Source organism: Microcoleus vaginatus PCC 9802, from assembly GCA_022701275.1.
Taxonomy (GTDB): Bacteria; Cyanobacteriota; Cyanobacteriia; order Cyanobacteriales; family Microcoleaceae; genus Microcoleus; species Microcoleus vaginatus_A.
In genome coordinates, this window is sequence record CP031740.1 from 2,769,672 (window position 1) to 2,792,069 (window position 22,398).

Below are 22,398 nucleotides of genomic sequence, written 5' to 3' on the forward strand. Positions count from 1 at the left end.
TATTGCATAAATATTTTGATTGAGAGGGGAACAGCAGAGCCAACGGAGAGGCACTTCAAGATTGTTTGGGAAGGCTAAAATTCAAGTCTAGTCTTTAGTTGATAGTGCGAGATTAAGATCTGGTGAGTGTTTTTTTTGCAATTTCTTAAGCTCGCACTGAACTTTCAAGCATATTATGCCGATGCCAACAGAAACGATATAAATTAAATAGTTCAATTCCCCTCTCCCTATGGCCCCCTTTCGGGAGCATCTCATATTTGTAAAAACACTTCTTCTGGCTCCTTCCTTCTTCCTCCTTCCTTCTTCCTCTGGCCTCCTGGCTCCTAACTTCTAACTCCAATTTCTAGCTTGACTGCTTTCATTGAGATGCTCCCCCCATTTCCCCATCTTCACGGCTATCACGCCGAAGGTGTAACAGGTGGCAAGTCAGAGTTATTTTTAGCCCGATCTATTGCTTCTCGATGTTCGCTCCTAAGTTTTGGTTTTAAATACAAGTTTTCAATCAAAGCTGCCACTCCCGCAAACCAAGGCGGCACAATTACAGCTCCAATAATTCCTAATACTTGAACGCCTCCCAAGACAGAAAGCAATTGATATAAAGGATGCACACCAACCGATGAACCAACCAGCAAAGGATCGAGTACGTAAGTTTCTAAATTTTGGATAATTACAAATAACAGTAATACCCACAAAAGTACCCAGCCACCTTTAGCTAAGGCTACGATTAATGCTGGTACTGCTCCCAACACTGGGCCGATGAAGGGAATCAAGTTGGTAACACCTGCGATCGCACCCAAGCCTAAAGCAAATTCCGGCATTCCCAAAATGCTCAAACCTGTGGTAATAAATATCCCTAAAATCCCCGAAACTAACACTCGCCCGCGAATATAACTCCCCATTCTTTGACCGATTGGCGCGGCTTGTGCGGCTAATCTTGTGTCCCAAGGTTTAGGGAAAAATTGCACCAAACTTTTGATTAATGTGTCGCTGTCGGCCACCATGTAACCTGAAATAAATAATGCTAAAACTAGGCTGAAGACCCCACCTAGAATGCCTCTCGTTAAACTGTACGATCGCAAAACCAGTTGTTGACTCGATCGAATCAGCCAATTAGTCAGCGATTGAGTGTCCACCAACTGACCCACCAAGGTTGGGGCATCGTCGGTTAGGCGACTCAATAGATTAGTTGCCACAGTTCGCAAACTTTCAACATACAGTGGTAACTGTCGCAGCAGTAACTCTATTTGTTCGATTACCGTGGGCCCGATTAACACTACCGTGCCGCTAAATCCGCCGATGAGAGTTAAATAAACCATAATCACCGCCAGCCAGCGCGGAACCCGCATCGTTTGGGCCCAATTAACGATCGGGACGATCGAAGCAGCCAGCACGACTGATATCATTAGAATTACTAGCAGGCTCCGCAATTGCCACAGCAGCACTAGCAGCAAGGACGATGCTACAATTAGCAGCAAGTTAGGTAAAGAAATGGTTATCCGCTGTTCTGACATGATTAAGTAATAAAGGTTTGTATTCGCGCTTATGTCCTCCCGCAGGGCGGGTTTATTTATCTTATCAGTTACCACATATATGTCGGGTAAAACTCACACTTACTCATATTATAATAAAAAGTAACATCGGCACAAAAAAATAATATGCAACCGCAATATTCAAACCAAGATTTTTCCACCATGTCGTCTATAAAATCACCAACGCTGTTTTACGAATGGCAAAATTATCGCTGTGGTTATGATGTTTATAACCAAACTACGGCGACAGAAGATAGCATCCCTTTGTTATTAATTCATCCGATAGGAGTGGGATTGTCAAGAATCTTTTGGCATAGATTTTGTGAGAGTTGGTACAAAGCAGGGAACACTAATCCGATTTACAATCCCGACCTTTTGGGCTGCGGCGATTGCGAAATGCCGGCTGTGGCTTGCTATCCTGACGATTGGGCCGCACAGTTGCAGTATTTCTTGGAAACTGTAGTCAAAAAACCTGCGATCGTCCTCGTACAAGGTGCTTTACTATGTGTAGCCTTGGCTTTAGCAAAAAGGCAGCAGGAAAGCGGCTCAAATTTAATTCGTGGCTTAGTTCTCGCAGGGCCTCCCGCTTGGGCGGTGATGAACAAACATTCGACAGAAAGACAGCAACGGATTGTCTGGAACTTGTTAAATTCTCCCTTGGGAAACGCTTTTTACCGCTACGCCAGACGCGCTGAGTTTTTGCGTTCTTTTTCAGTGAAACAACTGTTTGGCGATGCGGCAAAAGTCGACAGCGAATGGTTGGATGCTTTGCAGGCTGGGGCGGCAAATCCTGACAGCCGACACGCGGTTTTCTCGTTTTTAGCGGGGTTTTGGCGCCAGGATTATAGCGGTACGATTCAAAAGTTCGATCGCCCCGTACTCGTTGTGATGGGAGAAAAAGCCTCAAGCATCAGTCAAGCGGGTAAGGAAGAGAAACCGGATGAAAGATTAGCGCAATATTTAGCTTATTTTCCCAACGCGGAAGGTTTATTAATGCCGGGGCGCAATGTTTTGCCCTATGAATCCACCGCAGAATTTGTCGCGGCTGTTGCGGAGTTTGTGGATAAGTTAAAGAAAAATTAAATCTATTTGTGGAGTTATTATCTAATAATAACTGACACAGTTAATAGACTTCATCATGTGTCCCGATGTCGAGTAAAACAATGACTTCACTATTTGTTTCCGTATCCTCTTCTATCGAGAACACAATCCGACAATTATAGCCGCAAGAGCAGGACTGAAGACCATCAAGTTTGCCACCTAATTTATGAGTACCTAGGTTGGGAAAAAATACATCTGCTTCCATTTGTTGAAGAGAGTCTTCAATACGTTGCTGGAGGTCAGGATTTCGTTTCACAAACTTGCGGAATGCTCGTTTGAATTTGGGAGTCAGAACCAGTGGTCTCATGTTTCGGGCTCGTCCAAAGACTGGCGTAATGTTGAAATAACATCCTCGGCTGACTGCTGTCGGAATTTGCCTTTACGGAAATCAGCTAAGGTTTGTGGAGCATCCGCAGCTATTTCGGCGCGGATACTCTCGCGGTGACGGTTTTGCAGGATTTTTATCAGCATTTCCTGCTGTTCGTAGGACAGTTGCAAAGCAGTTTCTAGCACTTGGTCGAGGGTATTCATAGAACTAGGCTATTACCTCTAAGGTTGAACAACTTGCGAAGTTTAGTAAATTGTATCGCTTATTCCAAGACTAGGCTAAACTTCAAGAAAAATGCACTAAACTAGGTCTTGTCATGAGCGAGCGCAAAATCATTACGATCGAACCAGGTAAACGCGGTGGAAAGCCTTGCATCAGCCGAATGCGAATTACCGTGTATGATGTGTTGCGCGGGCTGGCTGCGGGAATGTCTCATACAGAGATTCTAGACGATTTTCCAGAGTTGACGGAGGAAGACATTAGAGCGTGTTTAGAATTCGGCGGTTGAAACCGCTTCTGGTCAAACAAAGTCTGCCTCCGCAGACTATGAATTTAGTTTCAACCCCGATGCCAGATGGTTGTACCATCCTTTTGATCGATCAAAGTAATCCCATTATCCTTAAGTTCATTGCGAATGCGATCGCCCTCAGCAAAATCCCTCGCCTTTCGGGCATCTTTCCGCTGCTGAATCATTGCCTCAATCTCCGCATCACTCAAACCGTCAACAGCATCATTGCTATCACTTTCCGGCTGAACTTCTAAACCCAAAACCCCAGCCAAAGTCACCAAAGTCACCCATTTTTGCTGCAACAATTCCGGTGAAGTTTCTGTTTTGCCTTGATGCACTAAAACATTGCCTTCCTTGCCCAATTCCTTAGCCAATTCAAACAAAACTGTCAAAGCGCCGGGAGTATTGAAATCATTATCCATAGCTGCTTGAAATTGCTGGACTAATGTGTTATGTTCTCCAGTCAATTTATCAATTTTCTCAACATCCCAACCCAGTTTAGAGCCGTGTTGACTGCCAAAAAGTAAGCCTTCCTTAAGAGTGTGCCAGCCATTTTTAGCGGAGGCGATCGCCTCTTCGGTAAAATCTATTTGACTGCGATACTGCGCCATCAACACAAACAGCCTCACCGCCATCGGTTCCACCGCTTTTGACTTCTCGCTTTCACTCTTACTCCCCCCCTTACCAAGGGAGTCTTCATTCTTACTCCCCCCCTTACCAAGGGAGTCTTCATTCTTACTCCCCCCCTTACCAAGGGGGGGCTGGGGGGGGTTAGATTCCAAATCCCCCGACCAATTGCCCTCCAACAAATCGCGAATTGTAATAAAATTGTGCAAAGATTTCGACATTTTTTTGCCGTTGACAGTCACAAAAGCATTGTGCATCCAATAATTAGCAAGTGACTTGCCAGTCGCCGCTTCAGATTGAGCAATTTCGTTTTCGTGGTGCGGAAAAGTTAAATCGGAACCGCCGCAGTGAATGTCAATTGTTTCGCCCAAGCAATCGCGCACCATCGCCGAACATTCGATGTGCCATCCGGGACGACCTTTTCCCCAAGATGAATCCCAAGCAGGTTCACCGGGTTTAGCGCTTTTCCACAGGGCAAAATCAGAGGAATCTTGCTTTTTTTGAGCTTCTATTTCTGCGGTTTCCAATCTACCGCTAGCCCCGGCTTGCATTTCTTCCAACTTGCGTCCGGAAAGTTTTCCGTAATCTGCAAATTGTCTGACGCTGTAGTAAACGTCGCCGCCGGAAGCATAGGCATAACCTTTATTTTCTAATTCGTGAATCAGCCGTTTAATGCCGTCAATTGTATGGGTGGCGCGGGGATATTCATCCGCCCTGAGAATATTCAGCTTGTCCATATCTGCAAAATATTCATCGATGAAACGTTCCGCCACGGCTTCCATTGTGGAATTAGTTTCGCGGGCGCGATCGAGAATTTTGTCGTCAATATCTGTAAAATTCTGCACGTAGCGCACATCGTATCCCCGCCACATCAGATAGCGGCGCACCATGTCCCAAACAATATAAGCGCGGGCGTGGCCGACGTGGCAGTAATCGTATACCGTAACGCCGCAGCAGTACATCCGCACCTTTCCTGGTTCGAGGGGCTCAAAAGGTGATTCGCGACGGGTCAAGCTGTTGTAAAGCGTTAGGGGCATGGGATTTGAGATTTGGGATTGATGTACTGCTCTAATTTATTATATTGCGGTTGGTGAATCTTTCGGTGTCGCTACCAAACATCTGTTAAATCTAAGACAAATCCCGGTAACACATCTTCCCCTGACAAAGTGCTAGGATTATCTAATATTTCCACATCCTGATTTTGTCTGTATATCTCAACTTTCTGGTTTTTGCGATCGATTAACCACCCCAAACGAGATCCATTCGCGATGTATAGCGGTTCTCAAGAAAGTGAAATACACGGGCTAGTTCGATGCCCCATGCTTTTAGGTCCGATGCCCAACGCCCAAGAGCACCTCATGTTACTGATAAAGGCTATATTCCCGCATTTTTTCTCGCAATGGTTCCAGGTTGTCAGACTTAGAACGCAATACAGATTCAGAAGAAATAGCGACCTTAGAAGGGAAGAGAGAAAGTAGTACGTCAACAGATGCTAGAATATCTCAGCCCCAAAGTTGCCATTTTTTTATCCAAACAGTAACCAAAACGGTTAAAGGGCGATCGCGCACGCTTAACAGTTATTTACAGTTTGTAGGGGGGAGTTGACAGTGAAATATAAAGAAAAAAATAGCTTCAAAACAGGAGTCAAATGGCTACTGTGGTCTAGTTTTCTCACTCTAGGCATCGGTGGCAGCTTATTTGCCTACGGGTTATATCAAAATCAACCTCCGGAACCTGTAGAAGTGGGCTTGATACCCGTCAAACTTGGCGATATTGAAGATACGATTAACGAAAGCGGTATTGTTGAATTGGGTGGTCAACAAACTCTGAAATCTCCTGATGATGGTACTGTCGATCGGGTGTTAGTAAAGATCGGGCAAACCATCACCTCTGGTCAGAACTTAATTACCCTTCGTAACCCCGAACAGAAAACAACTCTCATCAAGCAAGAGTTGGAGATTCAGAAACAAAAACTTACTCTAGAAAGCTTACACCAAAAAGTTGTCGAAGCTCAGGAAAAGTTGAGTGCTGCCCAAGGGAAACTTCAAGATTATAAATCCAACCAAAATGACGAGTTATTAGAAATCCAAAAACGGGAACTAATCTTGGCAAACAACCGTAAAAAAGTTGTTGAAACTGAGGAAGATTTGACCGCTGCTGAGCGCAAACTAACCACTACAAAATTATTAGTTGAAAAAGGTTATATTCCGAGAAATAACGTGCAAGACCAAGAAGACCTAGTTCGCAAGGCTAAAGCACTTTTACGAGAGGCACAGTTTCAAATCAAGAACGATCTGCTCGATCTTACAATTTTGCAGAATAAACTAAGAGGTAAGGAAAACGAACTTCTGAAAGACGTAATTAATGCTGAGTCTAAACTGCGAGAAGCTCAGTTAAACGTTAGTACAAATAGTCGCGGACTCAAAAGCTTACAGCTTGATTACCGAGAAAAAGAACAAAAACTTAAAAACAATATTGTGACTGCATCTATTGATGGTAACGTACTTGATATTAAAGTGAAAAATGGCGACGGAGTGAAACGTAGTGATGAACTTTTGACATTAGGAGACCCTTCACAAGAACTCATAAAAATACAGCTTTCTACGCTAAATGCTGCTAAAGTTAGACCCAAGCAGTCCGTCCGTATCAGCATTATTGGCCCCAATCCTAAGCAGTTTTCAGGAAAAGTAGACAGCTTATATATTCTTGCTCAAAGTGGTGATAGTAAAGGAAATGACGACTCTAATCAAGGCAGTCAACCAACGGTTCCTGCAACAGTAAGACTCGATGCTCCAACCCGGACTTTGATTCCAGGGAGTCAAGTGAATGTGGAGATAATTTTGCAGCAGCGCCAGAAGGTAGTAGTTTTAAATACAGAGGTAATTGTGCGATCGGAGTCTAAGCCTTTTGTGTGGATTCGTGACAGTCAAGGCAAAGCCCAGAAACGGTCAGTTACATTAGGTTTAGAAGGATTGACACAGGTAGAAATAACTTCTGGTTTGCGGCCAGGTGACAGTGTTGTGATACCCCCTCCTGAACCTTCCTTAAAGCCAGGAACTCCTATTCAGGAAGAAAAAACAACTAAAAAGAAAGAAAAAACAGACGGTGCCGATCAGGAATAAAGATTAAAGAATAGGATCAAATCAGCTAATTTTATTAATGTACGAAATGTTGAGTTGTGATTTTTAATTACTTATGAGCCTTTCTCCTATTGACCTCCTCCGCCTAACTTGCCTTTCCCTAAGTGGCAATCTTTTGCGTTCTGTCTTAACTACAGTTGGAGTTTTTATGGGTGTAGCTGCGGTCAGCGCAACGCTGCAAGTTGGTAACATTAGCCGCGCCGTGATTGCCAAGCAATTAGCTGAGCGAGAAGCGCCTCAAGTGCGAATCTTTATGGGGGGTGACACAAGCTTGAAATTAGAAGATATGGAATTTTTGCGGCAAAGGCTGAAAGGAGTTCAGGCGATTAGCGCAGCAAATTGGTTGGGATTTAATGACAATAAAGTTATATTTCAGGCTGAAGAAGCGGAACCTAGCAGCGACGCTGTTTCTCAAGACTACTTGCTGACATCGGGGCGGCGATTAATGACGGGGCGTTTTTTTTCCCCTAGTGATTTTGCTGACTATCGACCCGTAGTAGTAATCGATGAATGGCTGGGATCGCTACTTTTTACAGGTGACGTGGAACCTGTAGGTCAGCGCATTTATGTTGACCGCAGACCTTATATTGTGATCGGCGTGATGGAGAGTAAGCAAGATTCTTCGGAAAAACCAAAAGGTGAAATACTGGTGTCGATGTCGGTTTACAAAGCAATGACAGGTAGCCAGAGGATTGACTCAATTTCAGTGCGTCCTTACAATCTCAAAGATATTAAAGGAATGGAAAAGCAGGCAAAAAAGGTTTTGAAGCAGCGCTTTCCCCAGGCAGAGGTTTATACTTGGAACAATGTTAAGAAAATTTTGGAGCAGCAGGAAATTCTGGAACTCGCTTCACAGGGACTATTGGCAGTGGGGGTAATTTCGCTATTGGTGGGAGGGGTTGGTATTGCTAATATTACGATCGCGGCGGTGATGGAACGTACCCCAGAAATTGGTTTGAGACGTGCGATCGGGGCTACTCAGAGAGATATAATGTTGCAGTTTATTCTAGAAGCAGTAATTCTGAGTTTAGCGGGGGGAATTGCTGCTATTGTGACGGTACACGGGTTAACGGTGGTGGTAGCGGATGTTTTTAAGTTGCCTTATAAATTTGACAGCAACACAGCAGCTTTGGCTTTAGGATCGGCATTAGCTGTGGGAGTGGGAGCTGGATTTCTCCCGGCTCTGCGAGCTAGTCAACTCGATCCTGTTAAAGCGCTGCGTCAAGGGTAGTCATCCCGTAGGAAATCGCCATAGAATTACTTGCAGAAATCACTGGAGTTAGCATGACTGAGCAACCGCACGAAGATTATCTCCCAAATAGCGATTCCCCTGCTCGCTACGAGATTCCTTGGATATTTCGTTTTAGCCTAGTTATGGTTGCAAGCTGTGGGCTATTGGCGATATTTGCTGTTGCTTTTAAGTCTAGTTCAACAGTCAAAACTGATGTTAGCTCTAAATCTGCGATCCCGCCCAAAATTCTGCCACTTACCACTAAAAAACATCTCCCACACATCCAAAATCTACCGCAAAATCAGGCGCTCATTAAACCCCAAAATCAGAGAGAAACGCCAACTACCAACCAGAGAATAGTTATTCCTCAATTCCCCGGCGAAAATCCCACAAGTAAAATCAAACACTCACCACTTCCCAATTCCCAATCCCCAGTTCCCAATTCCGAAGTATTAACAAAATCTACTCAAAAGAAACCTGTCCCACCAGAATCAATAGTAATTTCTGAAGTTCCACCAAATCCAGAAATAACAGCAGAATCAATACCTGAAAATACCCAAAATTCAACTATTCAACAGCAATCTATAGCGGATGAATTAGGGGTTGAACTGACACTACCGGAAGTTATATTTTTAGGCTTAGAAAACAACAGAGATATCAAAAATCAATACCTGGAACGCATCGCCCAAAAACAAGATTTAGCCGTAGCAGAAGGCTTGTTTGTCCCTAGTTTTACACCGAAACTGTCCGTCTCATCAATTCCTTTGAGGAATGGGGGAAGAGTCGCCACTACTGGCGAAGTCGATTTATCGGCCCAGGTGAGTGTCAAAATTCCCACAGGAGGGAATATAAGTTTTGGTTGGAGTAGTAAACAAGGACAAGATGCGAATGGTTTTGGCATTAATAGTGAAGGTTCTTTAAGTCAAAATCTCACGTTAAATTTTACCCAACCTCTGTTAAGGGGAGCTGGAGTTGCTGTCAATCGAGCACCAATTGAGATTGCTCGCCTGAGTGAAAAAAGAAATATTCTGAGTTTGAAATCGAGGCTAATTGAGACAATTACCTCAGTAATTTTAACCTATCGAGAGTTGATTAAGGCTCAGGAACAAGTTAAAATTTCACAAAGTTCTCTGAAAATTGCCCGTCAGCAACTGGAGATTAATCAGGTTTTGATTGAGGCAGGAAAGCTAGCAAAAGTTGATATTTTTACAAGTGAAAAAGCTGTAGCAGATCAGGAAGTGACAGTATTAAGTAGTGAGGAGCAACTGAAGAAAGCAAGATTAGCACTGCTGCAAGTTCTAGACATCGATCGCAATCTTAATATAACAGCAAGAGAAGCTGCTACTGTACAGACTAACCCTATGGATTTATCTAATATTCTACCCTTAGCTCTGTCAAATAGTCCTGATTATTTACAAGTACAGATCGAGCGGGAAATCGCTAAATATCAATTGCTCGTAGCGGAAAATAATCGCAAATGGAAATTGGATGTAAATGCAAGTTATAAGAATAATGCTACTAATCTTTCAGACAGCAGCTCGGATTTGAGAGCGGGACTGGTTTTGACTCGCGAATTTGGAAATAGAGGAATTGAGCGAGATTTTCAGAATAGTCGTGTTAAGCTATTACAAGCTGAGAATAATTTAAAGGAGTACAATCAAAAGCTGGAAGTTGAGGTCAGAAATGCAATTCGAGATATAAATTTGAATCTTAAGCAAGTAGAACTAGCTCAAAGGTCAAGGGAGTTAGCGCAAAAGCAATTAGAAATAGAGCTAGACAAAAGAAGATTGGGAGTGGAAAGTTCTCGGAGTATCGATATTGTGACTTTTCAGAAGGATTTAATAGAGGCTAAAAATGCAGAACTTAATGCGAGAATTGCCTATTTTAATGCTTAGACAAATCTTGATAAAATAATAGGTACTACTTTGGAGACTTGGCAGGTGAGGATTGAAAATGAAGAATGATGTTAGTTAGTTGTTATCGGATTGAATGAGACTTGTCAGTAATTCCAACCAGCCTCCATCGGATCGGGAGCGGTAGAATCAGCCGTCAAGCAGATAGGTACAAGGCTAAAAATTTCATTCTTCACAGTAGAAATCTGAAAGTGTTTCGCAAATGTTACAACTGCGTTGTGCCTACTTGAATGGTTAATTTGCAGTTTAATATTTTTGCAAAATCGGGATGCTCCCGCGAAGCCTTCTTGTTAGAAGGATTATAGAGCAATACGGTTCAGTTAAGGAAAATTGTAGCGAAAATGTTGGGCGGAGTGAAACGGAGGGTTCGTTCCACGGGCCCAACCTACGCACGATCTGTTTTTTAGCACTAACCCAAGCGTATTGGATTATAGAGAAAGTCTTCCACTTTGTCATATTCGCAAAGACATATCCATTCTAAACGATCGCCCCCACCCTCCAAACCCATCAAAAGCCCCCTATCGCAATTTGTCATCAAATCCTGACATTCGCGGCAGCACCGATCCCCAAACCTCCAATTTGTCAAGATTCCCTGACAAATTGATCCCCAAAATCACGAAAATGCGTATAAGTACCCAGGATTGAGGCAAAAGACCCCTTGACCCGATCGCAAGTTGTCTGCAACATTAAGTCATGACAAAGCGATCCCAAAGAAATGCTTCGATTAAGCAGCCCTGGGAGTCGAATAGCGCTTGTGCTGCCAGCACAGCGTTGCTAGCAGCACCGATCGCACTCACAAAATCGATCTTGTCAATCAAGAATCGACAGATAAAGCTTTATTTAGATCTGACGGTGCGCGCAGAAGCCCAGAAGTCCAAACCCCCGATCGCATGGGGGACAAGACAAGCTAAAAACAAGCAAGGCTTCAAAGGTTGGAGAGATTTGGAAGCTCGATAATATGTGGATTTAAAAGAGTTTCTAACTCAAAAAGTCAACACATTTGTGTTGAGAGGAAAAATCTAACCCGCCATCCCAAATTAGTGGAGAACAAACTCATGGCAAAAGAACGCCCACCATTAGAAGAGATGACTTTGCGACAACTCCGCAGAGTTGCTAGCGAATGTGGAGTCTCTCGCTACAGTCGGATGCGGAAATCGCAACTTCTGGCATCAATTCAAGAAATTCAGCGCACCAAATTTTCCTACAGCCCATCTCGCAAACTAGAGGCACAAGAAGCAGTGGAAGCAGCAAAGTTTGAACTCGGTCAAGAAGATAGAACAGGCGGTTCTTTGTCATCTGTAGATGAAGGTTTAGCAGATTTGCCCAACGGCTACGGTGAAAGCCGGGTGGTGTTAATGCCCCGCGACCCAGAATGGGCCTACACTTACTGGGATATTCCCAACGCTCGCAAAGAAGAATTGCGCCGTCAAGGAGGACAGCAACTCGCCCTGCGGATCTACGACGTTACAGATGTTAACCTCGAAACTCAGAGCCCGCACAGCATTCAAGAATATCCTTGCGACGAACTGGCGCGGGAATGGTACGTGCCAATCCCCGTGAGCGATCGGGACTACGCGATCGACATCGGCTACCGCTGTGCAGATGGGCGCTGGCTGGTATTAGCTCGATCGGCCCAAGTCCGCGTTCCTCCCGTCTATCCCAGCGACTGGATTGAAGATCAATTCATCACCCTCGATTGGGAAGAAGAGTTGCAAGGCAAAACCTTCGCCGAACTGGTTCCTCCGGCCAAGAAAATGGCACAAGCAGCTAATGGCTTCGGTTTCAGCCCCAGCAACGCCATCTACGAACAAATCTTCGGCATGGCAGAATCTGCCGAATCCCTGCGCGTAGCGGGTTCAGTCTTCGGTTCCATGCAGCACGTCGCCGGTTCCGTCCAGCAAGTCGGCATCCACGAACAAGCGCTCAGTTCCTACGTGTTCCCGTCCGGCGTCGGAATGTGGGCGGCTCCCACCATGTCCGGCCTCACCGCGTCGGGTGTCGGTATGTCCGGCCTCACCATGTCGGGTGTCGGTATGTCCGGCCTCACGATGTCCGGTTTCGGTATGTCAGGTGTTGGTATGTCGGGAGTTGGCTTCGCCGCCCCGATGCGCCCCCGCCAGTTCTGGTTAGTTGCTGATGCCGAATTGATCGTTTACGGTGCCACCGAACCCGACGCTACCGTCTACGTAGGCGGACAGCCGATTAAACTCAATGCTGACGGCACTTTCCGCTTCCAGATGTCCTTCCAAGACGGCTTAATCGACTATCCGATTTTTGCAGTAGCAGCAGACGGCGAGCAAAACCGCGCCATCCACTTGAAATTCAACCGCGAAACCCCAGAACGGCGCACCAATAGCAAGCACGATGCCGTTGTGGAATGGTTGGGTTAATCCCAAAGGTCGAAAGGTCGATCGAGCGGCGGGCGCTCATGCAGGTTTGTGCCAATTTTTTAACCATCACAAGGCATAGCCTGAGCCGATCGTGATTTGTTAAGGTTAATCGCAGACAACAACCCATAACACCCCCTATACACCGTTCTCCTGTTTTGAGGAGCGGTGTTTTTTGTATTTAGAAGGAAGAAGGAAGAAGGAAGAAGGAAGAAGGAAGAAGGAAGAAGGAAGGAGGAAGAGGGAAGAAGGAAGAAGGAAGAAGGAAGAAGGAAGGAGGAAGAGGGAAGAAGGAAGAAGGAAGAAGGAAGAAGGAAGAAGGAAGGAGGAAGAGGGAAGAAGGAAGAAGGAAGAAAATTTGAGTTATCTAGGAAAGAAGTTTTAGTTATCTAGGAGAGAAGGAAGAATCAATCTACTGCATGGGTTTTAGCAATTAAGAATGTCCTCACCCTCACGGCAGTTGCTATATGGCAAAATACCAGGCAAGTGGGCGATCCGTAAAAGTTATACCAATTCTTAAAAGTAGGGATAAAGATAGATTGTATGCAACCATCTGTAGAAACTTAGGCAAGGCCTAAGTTTCTACTTTATTTCACCCGATTGACAACGGGTATCTTACTTATATCGTTTCTGGTTGCAGCGGTATTGTTCAAATGTCCAAAAAGTCAGTTGGCGCGAAAGCATAATTTTAGTCAACAGCAAACAGTCAACAATCATGAGGAGGGCAACCGGAATTGATATGAGACCATTTTCTTAATATCTATCTCTAGATAGATGTTTACTTAAATCCCGTTGTTGCTAGTTAAATCAAAATTTGCACTCTTCACTCAAGCATTATTAAGTAAGCTAAAGTTTACTTAAACTTTTATTGCACAAATTCACTAAATCCAGCGAAACAAAAGAAAGCGAGTTATGAGAGAAAGAAGGCGATCGCACCGCCATTTCTCAAAAGCAAATGCAAAAAATAAATTCCCCCCAGCAACGAAGCCAGAAGCATCCCCGTCTTTTAGCCTTATTTGCTGCCACATTAACCGCGGTCTTACTTTTATTTATTCTGCCGGCACTGACTCAACAGCCAGTCGTGCTCACCATGTTAATGCAAGGCCAAGACATTGTTAACTGGAGACCCTTTGTCAAAGAATTTGAACAGAAAAACCCCGACATTCGCATCAACCTCATAGAAGGGCCTTTTGACACCAACCTCATAGAAAATCTTTACACATCTGCCTTTCTTTTAGGCGAATCGCCCTACGACATCATTAACATGGATATTGTCTGGGTTCCCAAATTTGCAGCCGCAGGTTGGGTAAGCGATTTGACAGACAGAATTCCCCCCGAACAACTATCAAAATTTATCCAAGGTAACGTCGAAGGCGGGCGGTATCGAGGCAAACTTTACCGAATTCCCCACGCTTCCGATGCTGGAATGCTTTATTACCGCAAAGACATTTTAGAACAAGCGAAAATTCCAGCGCCGAAAACCTTTGAAGAGATGGTAAAAATATCTCAAAACTTGCAAAAACAGGGAAAAGCAACCTGGGGTTATCTGTGGCAAGGTAAACAATACGAGGGAGTATCTGCGATGTTTGTCGAGGTGCTCTCCGGTTTTGGCGGCTTCTGGGCTAACCCTCAAACTTTTGAAGTTGGGTTAGATAAACCCGAGGCAATTAAAGCAGTGGAATTTCTCAAAAAAACGATCGCCTCTGGCATTTCTCCTCCGGGTGTCACCACCTACGGCGAAGAAGAAACCCGGCTGTTGTTTCAAAACGGCAAAGCGCTGTTTTTGCGAAACTGGCCGTATGTTTGGAAGCTGGCAAATGCCGAAGGATCGAATGTTAGAGGCAAAATTGCGATCGAGCCAATGCTCAGCAGTACGGGTAAAACAGGCGGTTCCTGCTTGGGTGGCTGGGGCTGGGGAATTGCCAAAACCTCAAAACATCCAGAACAAGCCTGGAAAGCAATTCAGTATCTTACCAGCGAGGAAACCCAGCGCAAATTTATTTTAGAAACCGGTTTAATTCCCAGTTACAAATCCCTATTTACCAACAAAGAAATAGTCGCCAAATATCCCCACTACCCGCAACTGCTAAAAGTAGTGGAACGGCCAGCTTTGCGCCCGCCCCTGGCACAATACGCTCAAGCTTCTGATATTTTGCAGCGTTATTTGAGTTCAGCTTTTACTGGGAGAATGAGTGCAGAACAAGCAATGAAAGCAGCAGCTAGCGAAACTCGCAATTTATTAGGCAGTTTGAAACAACCCCAAGCTTCGTAAAACTGACATCTTGCTATTCTGTTAGAAACAGGCAAGATGCCTGTTCCACAAAGAGTGAATTTTTTTATTGTGGGGTGGGCATCTTGCCCGCCCGAACAGGCAAGATGCCTGTTCCACAAAAAGTTAATTCAATTGTGGGGCGTTGCTCCTAGCCCGCCATAAAATAAATTAAATAAAGGTGAACAATATGCAATTAGACAAGATGCGACAGCGCGAACAAAAAACCGGATGGATATTAGTAGCACCAGCTTTAATAATTCTGATGCTAGTATTTGCTTACCCAATATTACGCGCTTTTTGGCTGAGTTTATTCACCCAAAACCTCGGTACAGAATTAAAACTGGTTTTTTCCGGTTTTGCTAACTACAGTCGAATGTTAGGGGACGGGCGTTTCTGGCAAACTTTAGGCAACACCACCGTATTTACAGTCGCCTCTGTTTTACTGGAATTAATTCTCGGTATGGGCATTGCCTTAGTTTTAAATCAATCCTTCACAGGGCGCGGCATTGTTCGCACAATCTCCTTGCTACCTTGGGCGCTGCCCACTGCATTGATGGGAGTAGCTTGGGCGTGGATTTTTAACGACCAATACGGCGTAATTAACGACATTTTAAGGCGTTTGGGATTGATTCAAAATAGCATTAGCTGGCTGGGAGATCCGACTTTGGCAATGATGGCAGTGATTACAGCCGATGTGTGGAAAACTACGCCCTTTGTCAGCTTGCTTTTGCTAGCGGGATTGCAATCAATTCCCGGTGATTTGTACGAAGCACACGCGATTGACGGCGCGAGTAGCTGGCAGAGTTTCCGTCAAGTTACCGTTCCCCTGCTGATGCCCCAAATTGTGATTGCTTTGCTGTTTCGATTTGCCCAGTCTTTCGGCATTTTTGACTTGATTCAGGTGATGACGGGAGGGGGGCCTGCGGGGGCAACGGAGACGGTTTCTATCTACATTTACAGCACGGTAATGAGGTATTTAGACTTTGGGTATGGGGCGGCTTTGGTGGTGTGTACTTTTTTGCTGTTAGTGGCAGCAGTTGCGATCGCCGCTTACCTGTTATCGAGAGCCCGCACCAATGCAGCAGGAGGAAACTAAGACGATTTTAGATTTGGGATTTGAGATTTTAGATAACCAACAGTTGCACTTTTATTTCATTGGTATAAATTATGTCGATCGCCCGCGAACAACCTAGCAAAAAAACCTTTGACATCCGGCAATTAATCTTGCCAATCTCAGCGCTCTTAATCGTCGCATATTTTCTCGCACCTATTATTTGGCAGGTGCTAACTTCTTTCAAAGTAAATGCAGATATTTCAGCGATTCCCAACGTCTACATTCCCAAACGAATTACTTTCGAGCATTACCTGTCCCTATTCCAGCGCCGCCCCTTTGCACTTTACATTTTAAATAGCGCTTTTGTTTCCATTACTTCAACATTGCTGTGTTTAGCAGTAGGCGCTCCCGCAGCTTACGCTTTAGCCCGGTTGCGGCTGTGGGGCGAGAGAATCATCCTGGCAACTGTGACGATAGTTACCTTATTTCCGGCGGTGCTGCTATTTTTAGGACTTCTAGAAATTGTCAAAGCTTTGGGTTTAGGGAATAATTATTTAGCATTAATTATTCCTTACACCGCTATCAATCTACCGCTGACAATTTTGGTGATGCGGAGTTTCTTTCAACAGTTGCCCAAAGATTTGGAAGATGCGGCTAAAGTAGACGGATACAACACTTTTCAAATGCTGTGGCAAATCGTGCTACCGATGACATTTCCAGCTTTAGTCACAACTGGAATTTTGACATTTATTTCAGCTTGGAACGAGTTTATTTTTGCACTAACATTTATGACTCGCGAATCTCTAAAAACAATCCCCGTCGCCACGGCTCAACTCAGCGGAGTGTCAGTATTTGAGATTCCTTACGGCCCGATCGCCGCAGCCACCGTTTTGGGAACTTTGCCCTTAGTTTTCCTAGTTTTAGTATTCCAGCGGCGCATTGTTCAGGGTTTAACGGCCGGGGCTGTAAAAGGATAAATCGATTTTAGATTTTAGATTTTAGATTTTAGATTGGAGAGTAGTCAGTAGCCAGTAGTCAAAAAAGCCACAGAAGATTAATCCGTGTATCGGTGTCGTACTGTTCTTACCAATTCCCAAATACTCATTAAAAATCATGGCCAAATTGCAACTAAAAAACCTCAATAAAACCTACAGCCCTAAAGTAGTTCCCGTAAAAGACATTAGTTTGGATGTCAACGAAGGAGAATTTCTAACCTTGCTGGGGCCGTCGGGGTGTGGCAAATCTACGACTCTCAGGTTAATTGCAGGGTTGGAACAGCCAACTAGAGGCGAGATTAGAATTGGCGATCGCGATGTCACTTATCTCAGACCGGGCGATCGCGATATTGCAATGGTTTTTCAAAGTTACGCGCTGTATCCACACATGACAGTATACGAAAACATGGCATCGAGCCTCAAACTTCGCAAAATCTCCTCCAGCGAAATCAACCGATTAGTGACAGAAGTTGCAACATCCCTCGGATTGACGGAATTAATCGATCGCAAACCCGGAAAACTATCAGGTGGACAGCGGCAGCGAGTCGCCCTCGGCCGCGCATTAGTGCGCCAACCGGAAGTATTTTTGCTCGACGAACCTTTGAGTAATCTCGACGCATTATTGCGGGAAAAAGTTAGGGCAGAACTCAAACAATTATTTTCCTCCCAAAAAGCTCCTGTAGTGTACGTAACTCACGACCAAACCGAAGCAATGACGCTTTCTACAAAAGTGGCAGTTCTCAACAGCGGCAACGTGCAGCAGCTCGCTCCGCCACACTTAATTTATACCCGTCCTGCCAATCAGTTTGTAGCCGGTTTTGTGGGCAGCCCGCAAATGAATTTGCTAGTGCTTAAATGCCAGGGAAATTTTGCTAAGTTGGGGGATTTTCGAGTTCCACTCCCAAATATGCCGACTGTGCCCCCAGAAATTGTGTTAGGAATTCGTCCGGAACACGTCGGCTTTGCAGATGCAGAGGCCGGCAATATGCCGGGCCCAGACGCCATTAAAGGTGAGGTTTATTTAGTGGAAAACTTGGGAATGCAAAATTTAGTTAGCGTCCGAGTTAAAGGTGTGGACTCAGTAACGGTGCGGGCTTTGCTGCCAAATGACCGCCACTGGAATTCAGAAATTGTAGAGCTGGTTCTTCCGCCTCAGTTGCTGCACTGGTTTGACGTGAAAACGGGCGATCGCTTGCAATAAGAATTTGCCCTGCATAGCATGATTGATTAGAAATGGTCTAACCCTGTGCTGAAAAATATTTTTTTTGCTTATAACTAAGTTATGACTTTAGTTAGAGGTAGAACTCTTTGGCTGCTGTTAAGGTGATATTCATGTGTGAAAAAGCTAATTGGCTGACACATAGGTTGCGTGTTTACCAGATGTTATCGCTAACCTATAACTCTATTATTTATGTGGTTAATGGCAAGTTGAAGCTAAGTTGGCTTTCCCTCGCGTTAGCTGCTGATTTTGGAGCAAGTCAATTAGTAGATGAAAAAATGTTGAAAATTATCACCAATCAACTTAGGGAGTATGACCGAGATGAATTTGATTTCCACAGCCATTGCTCGCATTAGTTCCCTGCTTAAGGGCTTTCAAATCAAGAGTTTTTTGAGTGTTGTCCTAGTCGGTTTTCTGCTTCTGACAACAAATGTTGATTCGGCGCGCAGTAACCAAGGTTTTGGCGGGCAAGCCAGCTCAAAGACCGATCTAAACAATTCTGAAAGACCCCAAACAACGCGGGAATGGAGGCAAGAAGCTCGCGAAACGTCAGACTCTCCGGGCGAACGAGTTCAGAAGATTGGGCAAGAGGCAGGAGCAGCCGTGAAAGAATTCGGTGAGATGTACCAAGACACTGCTAAGAGAAGTGTCCGCGAATTAAAGGATAAGTAGATCCAGCTAAAAAAATCTAACACTGAGAAACCTGATTGCTGTAGGGGCAGCGCCAAGAGTGTTCGCCCTTGCGGGTTTCTCAACACCTGAACAGTTTGACGTTTAAATAGGTTGAGCTACTTAATAAGGCAGAGACCATCAAGTAGGCGAGCATAAATAAACTAAGGCTGACGTTCATAAACCCGGTTTCTCATGTGAAACTGGGTTTTTGAGTTGGAAGCTTTTTATGTTAAATTAAATCAAAGTCGCGTTAAAAACCCCTTGATATCAAGTCCGGTAGCACCGGACTTGTATAATGGGGTGTAGTTAATCGCTCATGGGATCGTACAATTATGGGAAAGCGTCTAGTCATTGAACCACATCTTTCAGTAGAAGAACTTCAGAGCCACTACCGAAGGGCCGCCGACCCCATTGAGCGGACTCGCTACCAAATTATCTGGCTATTGGCTAAAGGATTGGTGACCGAAGAGGTAGTTTCAGTCACAGGCTATCACAGAGATAGAATTCGTAGAATTGCCCGTCGTTACAACCAAAGTGGCCCACAAGGATTAATCGATGGTCGTCGCTCTCATCCCGGCCGAATACCAATGTTGTCGGATATTGAGCAAGCACATTTGTGGCAAGCACTCAACTCTTTGGCAGAGGATGGTGGACTGTGGAATGGTCGTAAAGTAGCCGACTGGGTGGCGCAATTGAAGGGAAAGCCAATTCACAGGCAGCGTGGGTGGGAATATTTGCGGCAGATGAATTTCAGACAACTCGTGCCACGAGCCCAGCATGACGAAGCTGATATCGAGCAGCAGCAAGAATGGAAAAAAAACTAACTTTGGAACAGGCGCGGCTGCAAGCAAAGTATCCCGAAGCTGAAATCGAGGTTTGGGCTATGGATGAACATCGATTGGGACTTAAACCCATACAGCGACGTGTCTGGGCGCAACAAGGAGAACAACCAATTGCTGCTGTTAAATGGCGTTTTCAATGGTTATGGCTCTATGGATTCGTTCATCCGGAGTCTGGGGAAACTTATTGGTGGATTCTACCAAGAGTCAATATCAACCTATTCAACAGAGTTTTAATAGATTTCGCACAACATTTTGGCGTAGGTAAAAATAAGCGTATCATCTTAGTTCTTGATCGAGCAGGTTGGCACATTCGCTACCAAGTAGAGCTTCCTGAAGGAATTCATTTGTTTTTTCTGCCTCCTTATTCCCCAGAATTACAGCCGGCTGAACGTTTGTGGCCTGTGACTAATGAACCAATAGCCAATCGTTCTTTCAAGTCATTGGATGAGTTGGAAGTTGTGCTATTCCATCGCTGTCGGCGCTTACTTCAACAGCAAGACTTAATCCGTGGTTTAACTTTCTTTCATTGGTGGCCAGCGTGCGGCTGCTAATTGCGCTCCCACGCCCACCATACAAGTCCGGTGCTACCGGACTTGATATGATAAGACTCGGCGGTTGAAACTGAGATATTGCAGGATTCTCAATAAGCATTTCAAGGGCGTTGCTTTGAGCAACGCCCCACAAGAAAATTGAACTATGAGTGGAACAGGCCGGAAAGCCGGTTCATGAAAATGGTGCTTTTGGGTCAGTTAAAACCGCTTTTCACCTCGAACTCCGATGTGGCTTCGATCGCCCCTGGAATGCGAGTTGGGAGTCAAACTAGACAAACTTTCGTCCCTCTCGCTTGAGAGTAATAAATAAGGGGTAAGGCACTTAGGTTGCACCCTACATATAGAAGTTCCGCGTAATTCCTGATGAATAAACATTTTAACAGTCTTTGCTTGACCGGCCTGCTGTTCATCCTGCCTGTTTGTCCGGCAACAATTGCCAGCGCTCAACCTGCCGAAACTTCAGATACTAATGCCAAGCCAACAAATCTCCTCAAAGATGAACTGTATTTTGGCTTAAGAAAACCAGGAGGCGAGACAATTTCTGAATCCGAATGGCAGGAGTTTGTCAGCGCAGTTATTACCCCTCGCTTTCGGGAAGGGCTAACGGTATTAGACGGAGCGGGGCAATTTGTCAACAGCTCGGGAATTCTGATTCGAGAAAACTCTAAAATAGTTATTTTGATTTATGAAAGTAGCCCGGAGAAAAATCAAGCTATTAATGAAATTATCGAAACTTACAAGCGCACTTTCCAGCAAGAGTCTGTGTTGCGGGCTACCAGCGAAGTTAAGGTTTCTTTCTGATGCGGTTATCCAATCAGTGTATTTATGATATTATTTGTGCTGAGCAAGGTCATACCCTCAAAGATAAGTAGGGTGCTGGTGCAAGAAAAATCATAATTTTTGGGTATCGATCGCACACTGCAACAAGTCGTTAGAAAAACCTGCCCGGGAGAAAACAAAAACATGACGAACGACGGCAACCAAAAAGCTGAACCGCCGGAAAGCGAGGATTCAAAAGAGTTGGACGGTATGGCGAAAGCTTTTCTTGTGAGCGTGGCTTGGTCTTACGCAGAGGCATTGGAGCGAACGAAACGATCGCAAAATCCACAGGAACCAGCGCCGGAATCTTCGACAGAACAAGTCGAACGCGATCCTGAAAAAAATTAATGAAAGACTATTAATGCGATCGATTTGCCAAACTATCTGTGCAATCGAATGCAATAGTCAGTTCGCTGTTTTGAGTTAAGAACAATCAACTCAGAACAGCGAACTGTGCAGCTAAAAGCGGATTTGTGTTGGATTTTACAAGAAAAAAATTGGAAGCCCCGTGACCCTTCAACAAGCTCAGGAAAAGCTTTAGTCCGGTGATGACAACTGCGTTGCAGGTGTGAACCTCAAGCTATATCTATTCTTAAAAGAGATTTAAACTAAACAATGTACGGTTTTACCGCTACAGTGTACAAAACAAATAACTAATTTTTAGATCGGTCTCATGTCTAATTCAAAAATGATTGGTAAAGCGATCGCAGGTAGCCTTTGCTTGGGCATCCTCATTAGCTTCAACGCCTCACTCGGCCCCGCATCCGCAGCAGCACCAACAATTGCTCAAGCTACAGCCCCCGCCACGAGCAACATCGACACGCAACTCCTAGGCCAATGGCAAGGCACAGTCCCCTCCGGTCAGTCTTTCACCTTCGTCTTTGCCCCAGAAGGCAAATTATTTCTCATGGCTAAAGGCCCCGACGGAGCAGCCCGCGCCAAAGAAATGAGGTACAAAGTTAATCTCGGTGAAAAACCGATGCACCTTGATGTCGGCCTCAGTAGCACAGAAACCGTTCAGACTGTTTTTGAATTGACTCCCGAAGGTCAAATGCGGCTTCAGTTGCAAGGCACCAATCCCGGACAGGCCAGACCTAATTCCTTAAACGAACAGGCAACCGTGTTTAAAAAGGTCTCCGAAGCCACTGCACTGCCTGCTGACACTCAAGTCATCGGTTTTTGAGGAAAATTACTCGCAGGCAGAAGGCAC

Annotated in this window: 19 protein-coding genes and 4 pseudogenes; 18 read left to right on the plus strand and 5 right to left on the minus strand. The window is 44.9% G+C overall.

The window, feature by feature from the left end:
* Positions 1 to 398: 398 nt before the first annotated feature.
* Positions 399 to 1,511 carry an AI-2E family transporter gene (locus D0A34_11130; GenBank protein ID UNU19348.1) on the minus strand — a complete coding sequence of 371 codons (1,113 nt, stop codon included), beginning with the start codon at positions 1,509 to 1,511 and terminating at the stop codon, positions 399 to 401.
* 144 nt (positions 1,512 to 1,655) lie between these two features.
* Here D0A34_11130 and D0A34_11135 point away from each other — a divergent pair, with 144 nt between their 5' ends.
* Positions 1,656 to 2,612, plus strand: coding sequence for an alpha/beta hydrolase (locus D0A34_11135; protein UNU19349.1), 957 nt, complete (start codon positions 1,656 to 1,658; stop codon positions 2,610 to 2,612).
* 40 nt (positions 2,613 to 2,652) lie between these two features.
* On the opposite strand, the gene D0A34_11140 is transcribed toward D0A34_11135, so the two are convergent.
* Positions 2,653 to 2,937, minus strand: coding sequence for a type II toxin-antitoxin system mRNA interferase toxin, RelE/StbE family (locus D0A34_11140; GenBank protein ID UNU19350.1), 285 nt, complete (start codon positions 2,935 to 2,937; stop codon positions 2,653 to 2,655).
* Positions 2,934 to 3,161, minus strand: a complete 228-nt coding sequence (locus D0A34_11145) for a hypothetical protein (GenBank protein ID UNU19351.1) — start codon at positions 3,159 to 3,161, stop codon at positions 2,934 to 2,936. The genes D0A34_11140 and D0A34_11145 overlap by 4 nt, the downstream gene beginning before the upstream one ends.
* A 113-nt stretch (positions 3,162 to 3,274) precedes the next feature.
* Here D0A34_11145 and D0A34_11150 point away from each other — a divergent pair, with 113 nt between their 5' ends.
* Entirely contained in the window at positions 3,275 to 3,466 is a 192-nt protein-coding gene (locus D0A34_11150) for a DUF433 domain-containing protein (protein ID UNU19352.1), read from the plus strand.
* Positions 3,467 to 3,516: 50 nt separating this feature from the next.
* Here D0A34_11150 and D0A34_11155 read toward each other — a convergent pair whose 3' ends face one another.
* Positions 3,517 to 5,130: a cysteine--tRNA ligase gene (locus tag D0A34_11155; GenBank protein UNU19353.1), complete on the minus strand. Its 1,614-nt coding sequence runs from the start codon at positions 5,128 to 5,130 to the stop codon at positions 3,517 to 3,519.
* Between the two features lie 71 nt (positions 5,131 to 5,201).
* Positions 5,202 to 5,363, minus strand: coding sequence for a hypothetical protein (locus tag D0A34_11160; protein UNU19354.1), 162 nt, complete (start codon positions 5,361 to 5,363; stop codon positions 5,202 to 5,204).
* A gap of 337 nt (positions 5,364 to 5,700) precedes the next feature.
* Between D0A34_11160 and D0A34_11165 the strand changes: the two genes are divergently transcribed.
* The 16 genes and pseudogenes from D0A34_11165 (at position 5,701) to D0A34_11240 (ending at position 22,371) form a co-directional block, all read left to right on the plus strand.
* Positions 5,701 to 7,215, plus strand: a complete 1,515-nt coding sequence (locus D0A34_11165) for an HlyD family efflux transporter periplasmic adaptor subunit (protein ID UNU19355.1) — start codon at positions 5,701 to 5,703, stop codon at positions 7,213 to 7,215.
* Positions 7,216 to 7,288: 73 nt separating this feature from the next.
* The gene (locus tag D0A34_11170) at positions 7,289 to 8,464 is read left to right on the plus strand and encodes an ABC transporter permease (GenBank protein ID UNU19356.1); all 1,176 of its coding nucleotides are present in this window, start codon (positions 7,289 to 7,291) and stop codon (positions 8,462 to 8,464) included.
* Between the two features lie 53 nt (positions 8,465 to 8,517).
* Positions 8,518 to 10,428, plus strand: a pseudogene (locus tag D0A34_11175) (TolC family protein).
* A 54-nt stretch (positions 10,429 to 10,482) separates the two neighbouring features.
* Positions 10,483 to 10,615 (plus strand): annotated as a pseudogene (locus D0A34_11180) (ISKra4 family transposase).
* A 455-nt stretch (positions 10,616 to 11,070) separates the two neighbouring features.
* A complete protein-coding gene (locus D0A34_11185; protein UNU19357.1) occupies positions 11,071 to 11,334 on the plus strand; it encodes a hypothetical protein in 264 nt (87 codons plus the stop codon).
* Between the two features lie 98 nt (positions 11,335 to 11,432).
* Positions 11,433 to 12,767: a DUF4912 domain-containing protein gene (locus tag D0A34_11190; protein ID UNU19358.1), complete on the plus strand. Its 1,335-nt coding sequence runs from the start codon at positions 11,433 to 11,435 to the stop codon at positions 12,765 to 12,767.
* Positions 12,768 to 12,904: 137 nt separating this feature from the next.
* Positions 12,905 to 13,126: pseudogene (locus tag D0A34_11195) on the plus strand (hypothetical protein).
* Positions 13,127 to 13,719: 593 nt separating this feature from the next.
* Entirely contained in the window at positions 13,720 to 15,036 is a 1,317-nt protein-coding gene (locus D0A34_11200; GenBank protein UNU19359.1) for an ABC transporter substrate-binding protein, read from the plus strand.
* A 202-nt stretch (positions 15,037 to 15,238) separates the two neighbouring features.
* Complete coding sequence (locus D0A34_11205) at positions 15,239 to 16,132, plus strand: sugar ABC transporter permease (protein ID UNU22250.1); 894 nt, start codon at positions 15,239 to 15,241, stop codon at positions 16,130 to 16,132.
* A 71-nt stretch (positions 16,133 to 16,203) separates the two neighbouring features.
* Positions 16,204 to 17,067 carry a carbohydrate ABC transporter permease gene (locus D0A34_11210; GenBank protein UNU19360.1) on the plus strand — a complete coding sequence of 288 codons (864 nt, stop codon included), beginning with the start codon at positions 16,204 to 16,206 and terminating at the stop codon, positions 17,065 to 17,067.
* Positions 17,068 to 17,203: 136 nt separating this feature from the next.
* The gene (locus D0A34_11215) at positions 17,204 to 18,286 is read left to right on the plus strand and encodes an ABC transporter ATP-binding protein (GenBank protein ID UNU19361.1); all 1,083 of its coding nucleotides are present in this window, start codon (positions 17,204 to 17,206) and stop codon (positions 18,284 to 18,286) included.
* Positions 18,287 to 18,625: 339 nt separating this feature from the next.
* A complete protein-coding gene (locus tag D0A34_11220) occupies positions 18,626 to 18,976 on the plus strand; it encodes a hypothetical protein (protein ID UNU22251.1) in 351 nt (116 codons plus the stop codon).
* A 332-nt stretch (positions 18,977 to 19,308) separates the two neighbouring features.
* A pseudogene (locus tag D0A34_11225) lies at positions 19,309 to 20,369 on the plus strand (IS630 family transposase).
* Positions 20,370 to 20,732: 363 nt separating this feature from the next.
* On the plus strand, positions 20,733 to 21,170 hold the full coding sequence (locus D0A34_11230; protein UNU19362.1) for a DUF3574 domain-containing protein: 438 nt from the start codon (positions 20,733 to 20,735) through the stop codon (positions 21,168 to 21,170).
* A gap of 162 nt (positions 21,171 to 21,332) precedes the next feature.
* Positions 21,333 to 21,536: a hypothetical protein gene (locus tag D0A34_11235; protein UNU22252.1), complete on the plus strand. Its 204-nt coding sequence runs from the start codon at positions 21,333 to 21,335 to the stop codon at positions 21,534 to 21,536.
* Positions 21,537 to 21,861: 325 nt separating this feature from the next.
* Positions 21,862 to 22,371 carry a hypothetical protein gene (locus tag D0A34_11240; GenBank protein ID UNU19363.1) on the plus strand — a complete coding sequence of 170 codons (510 nt, stop codon included), beginning with the start codon at positions 21,862 to 21,864 and terminating at the stop codon, positions 22,369 to 22,371.
* The last annotated feature ends 27 nt before the right edge of the window (positions 22,372 to 22,398 follow it).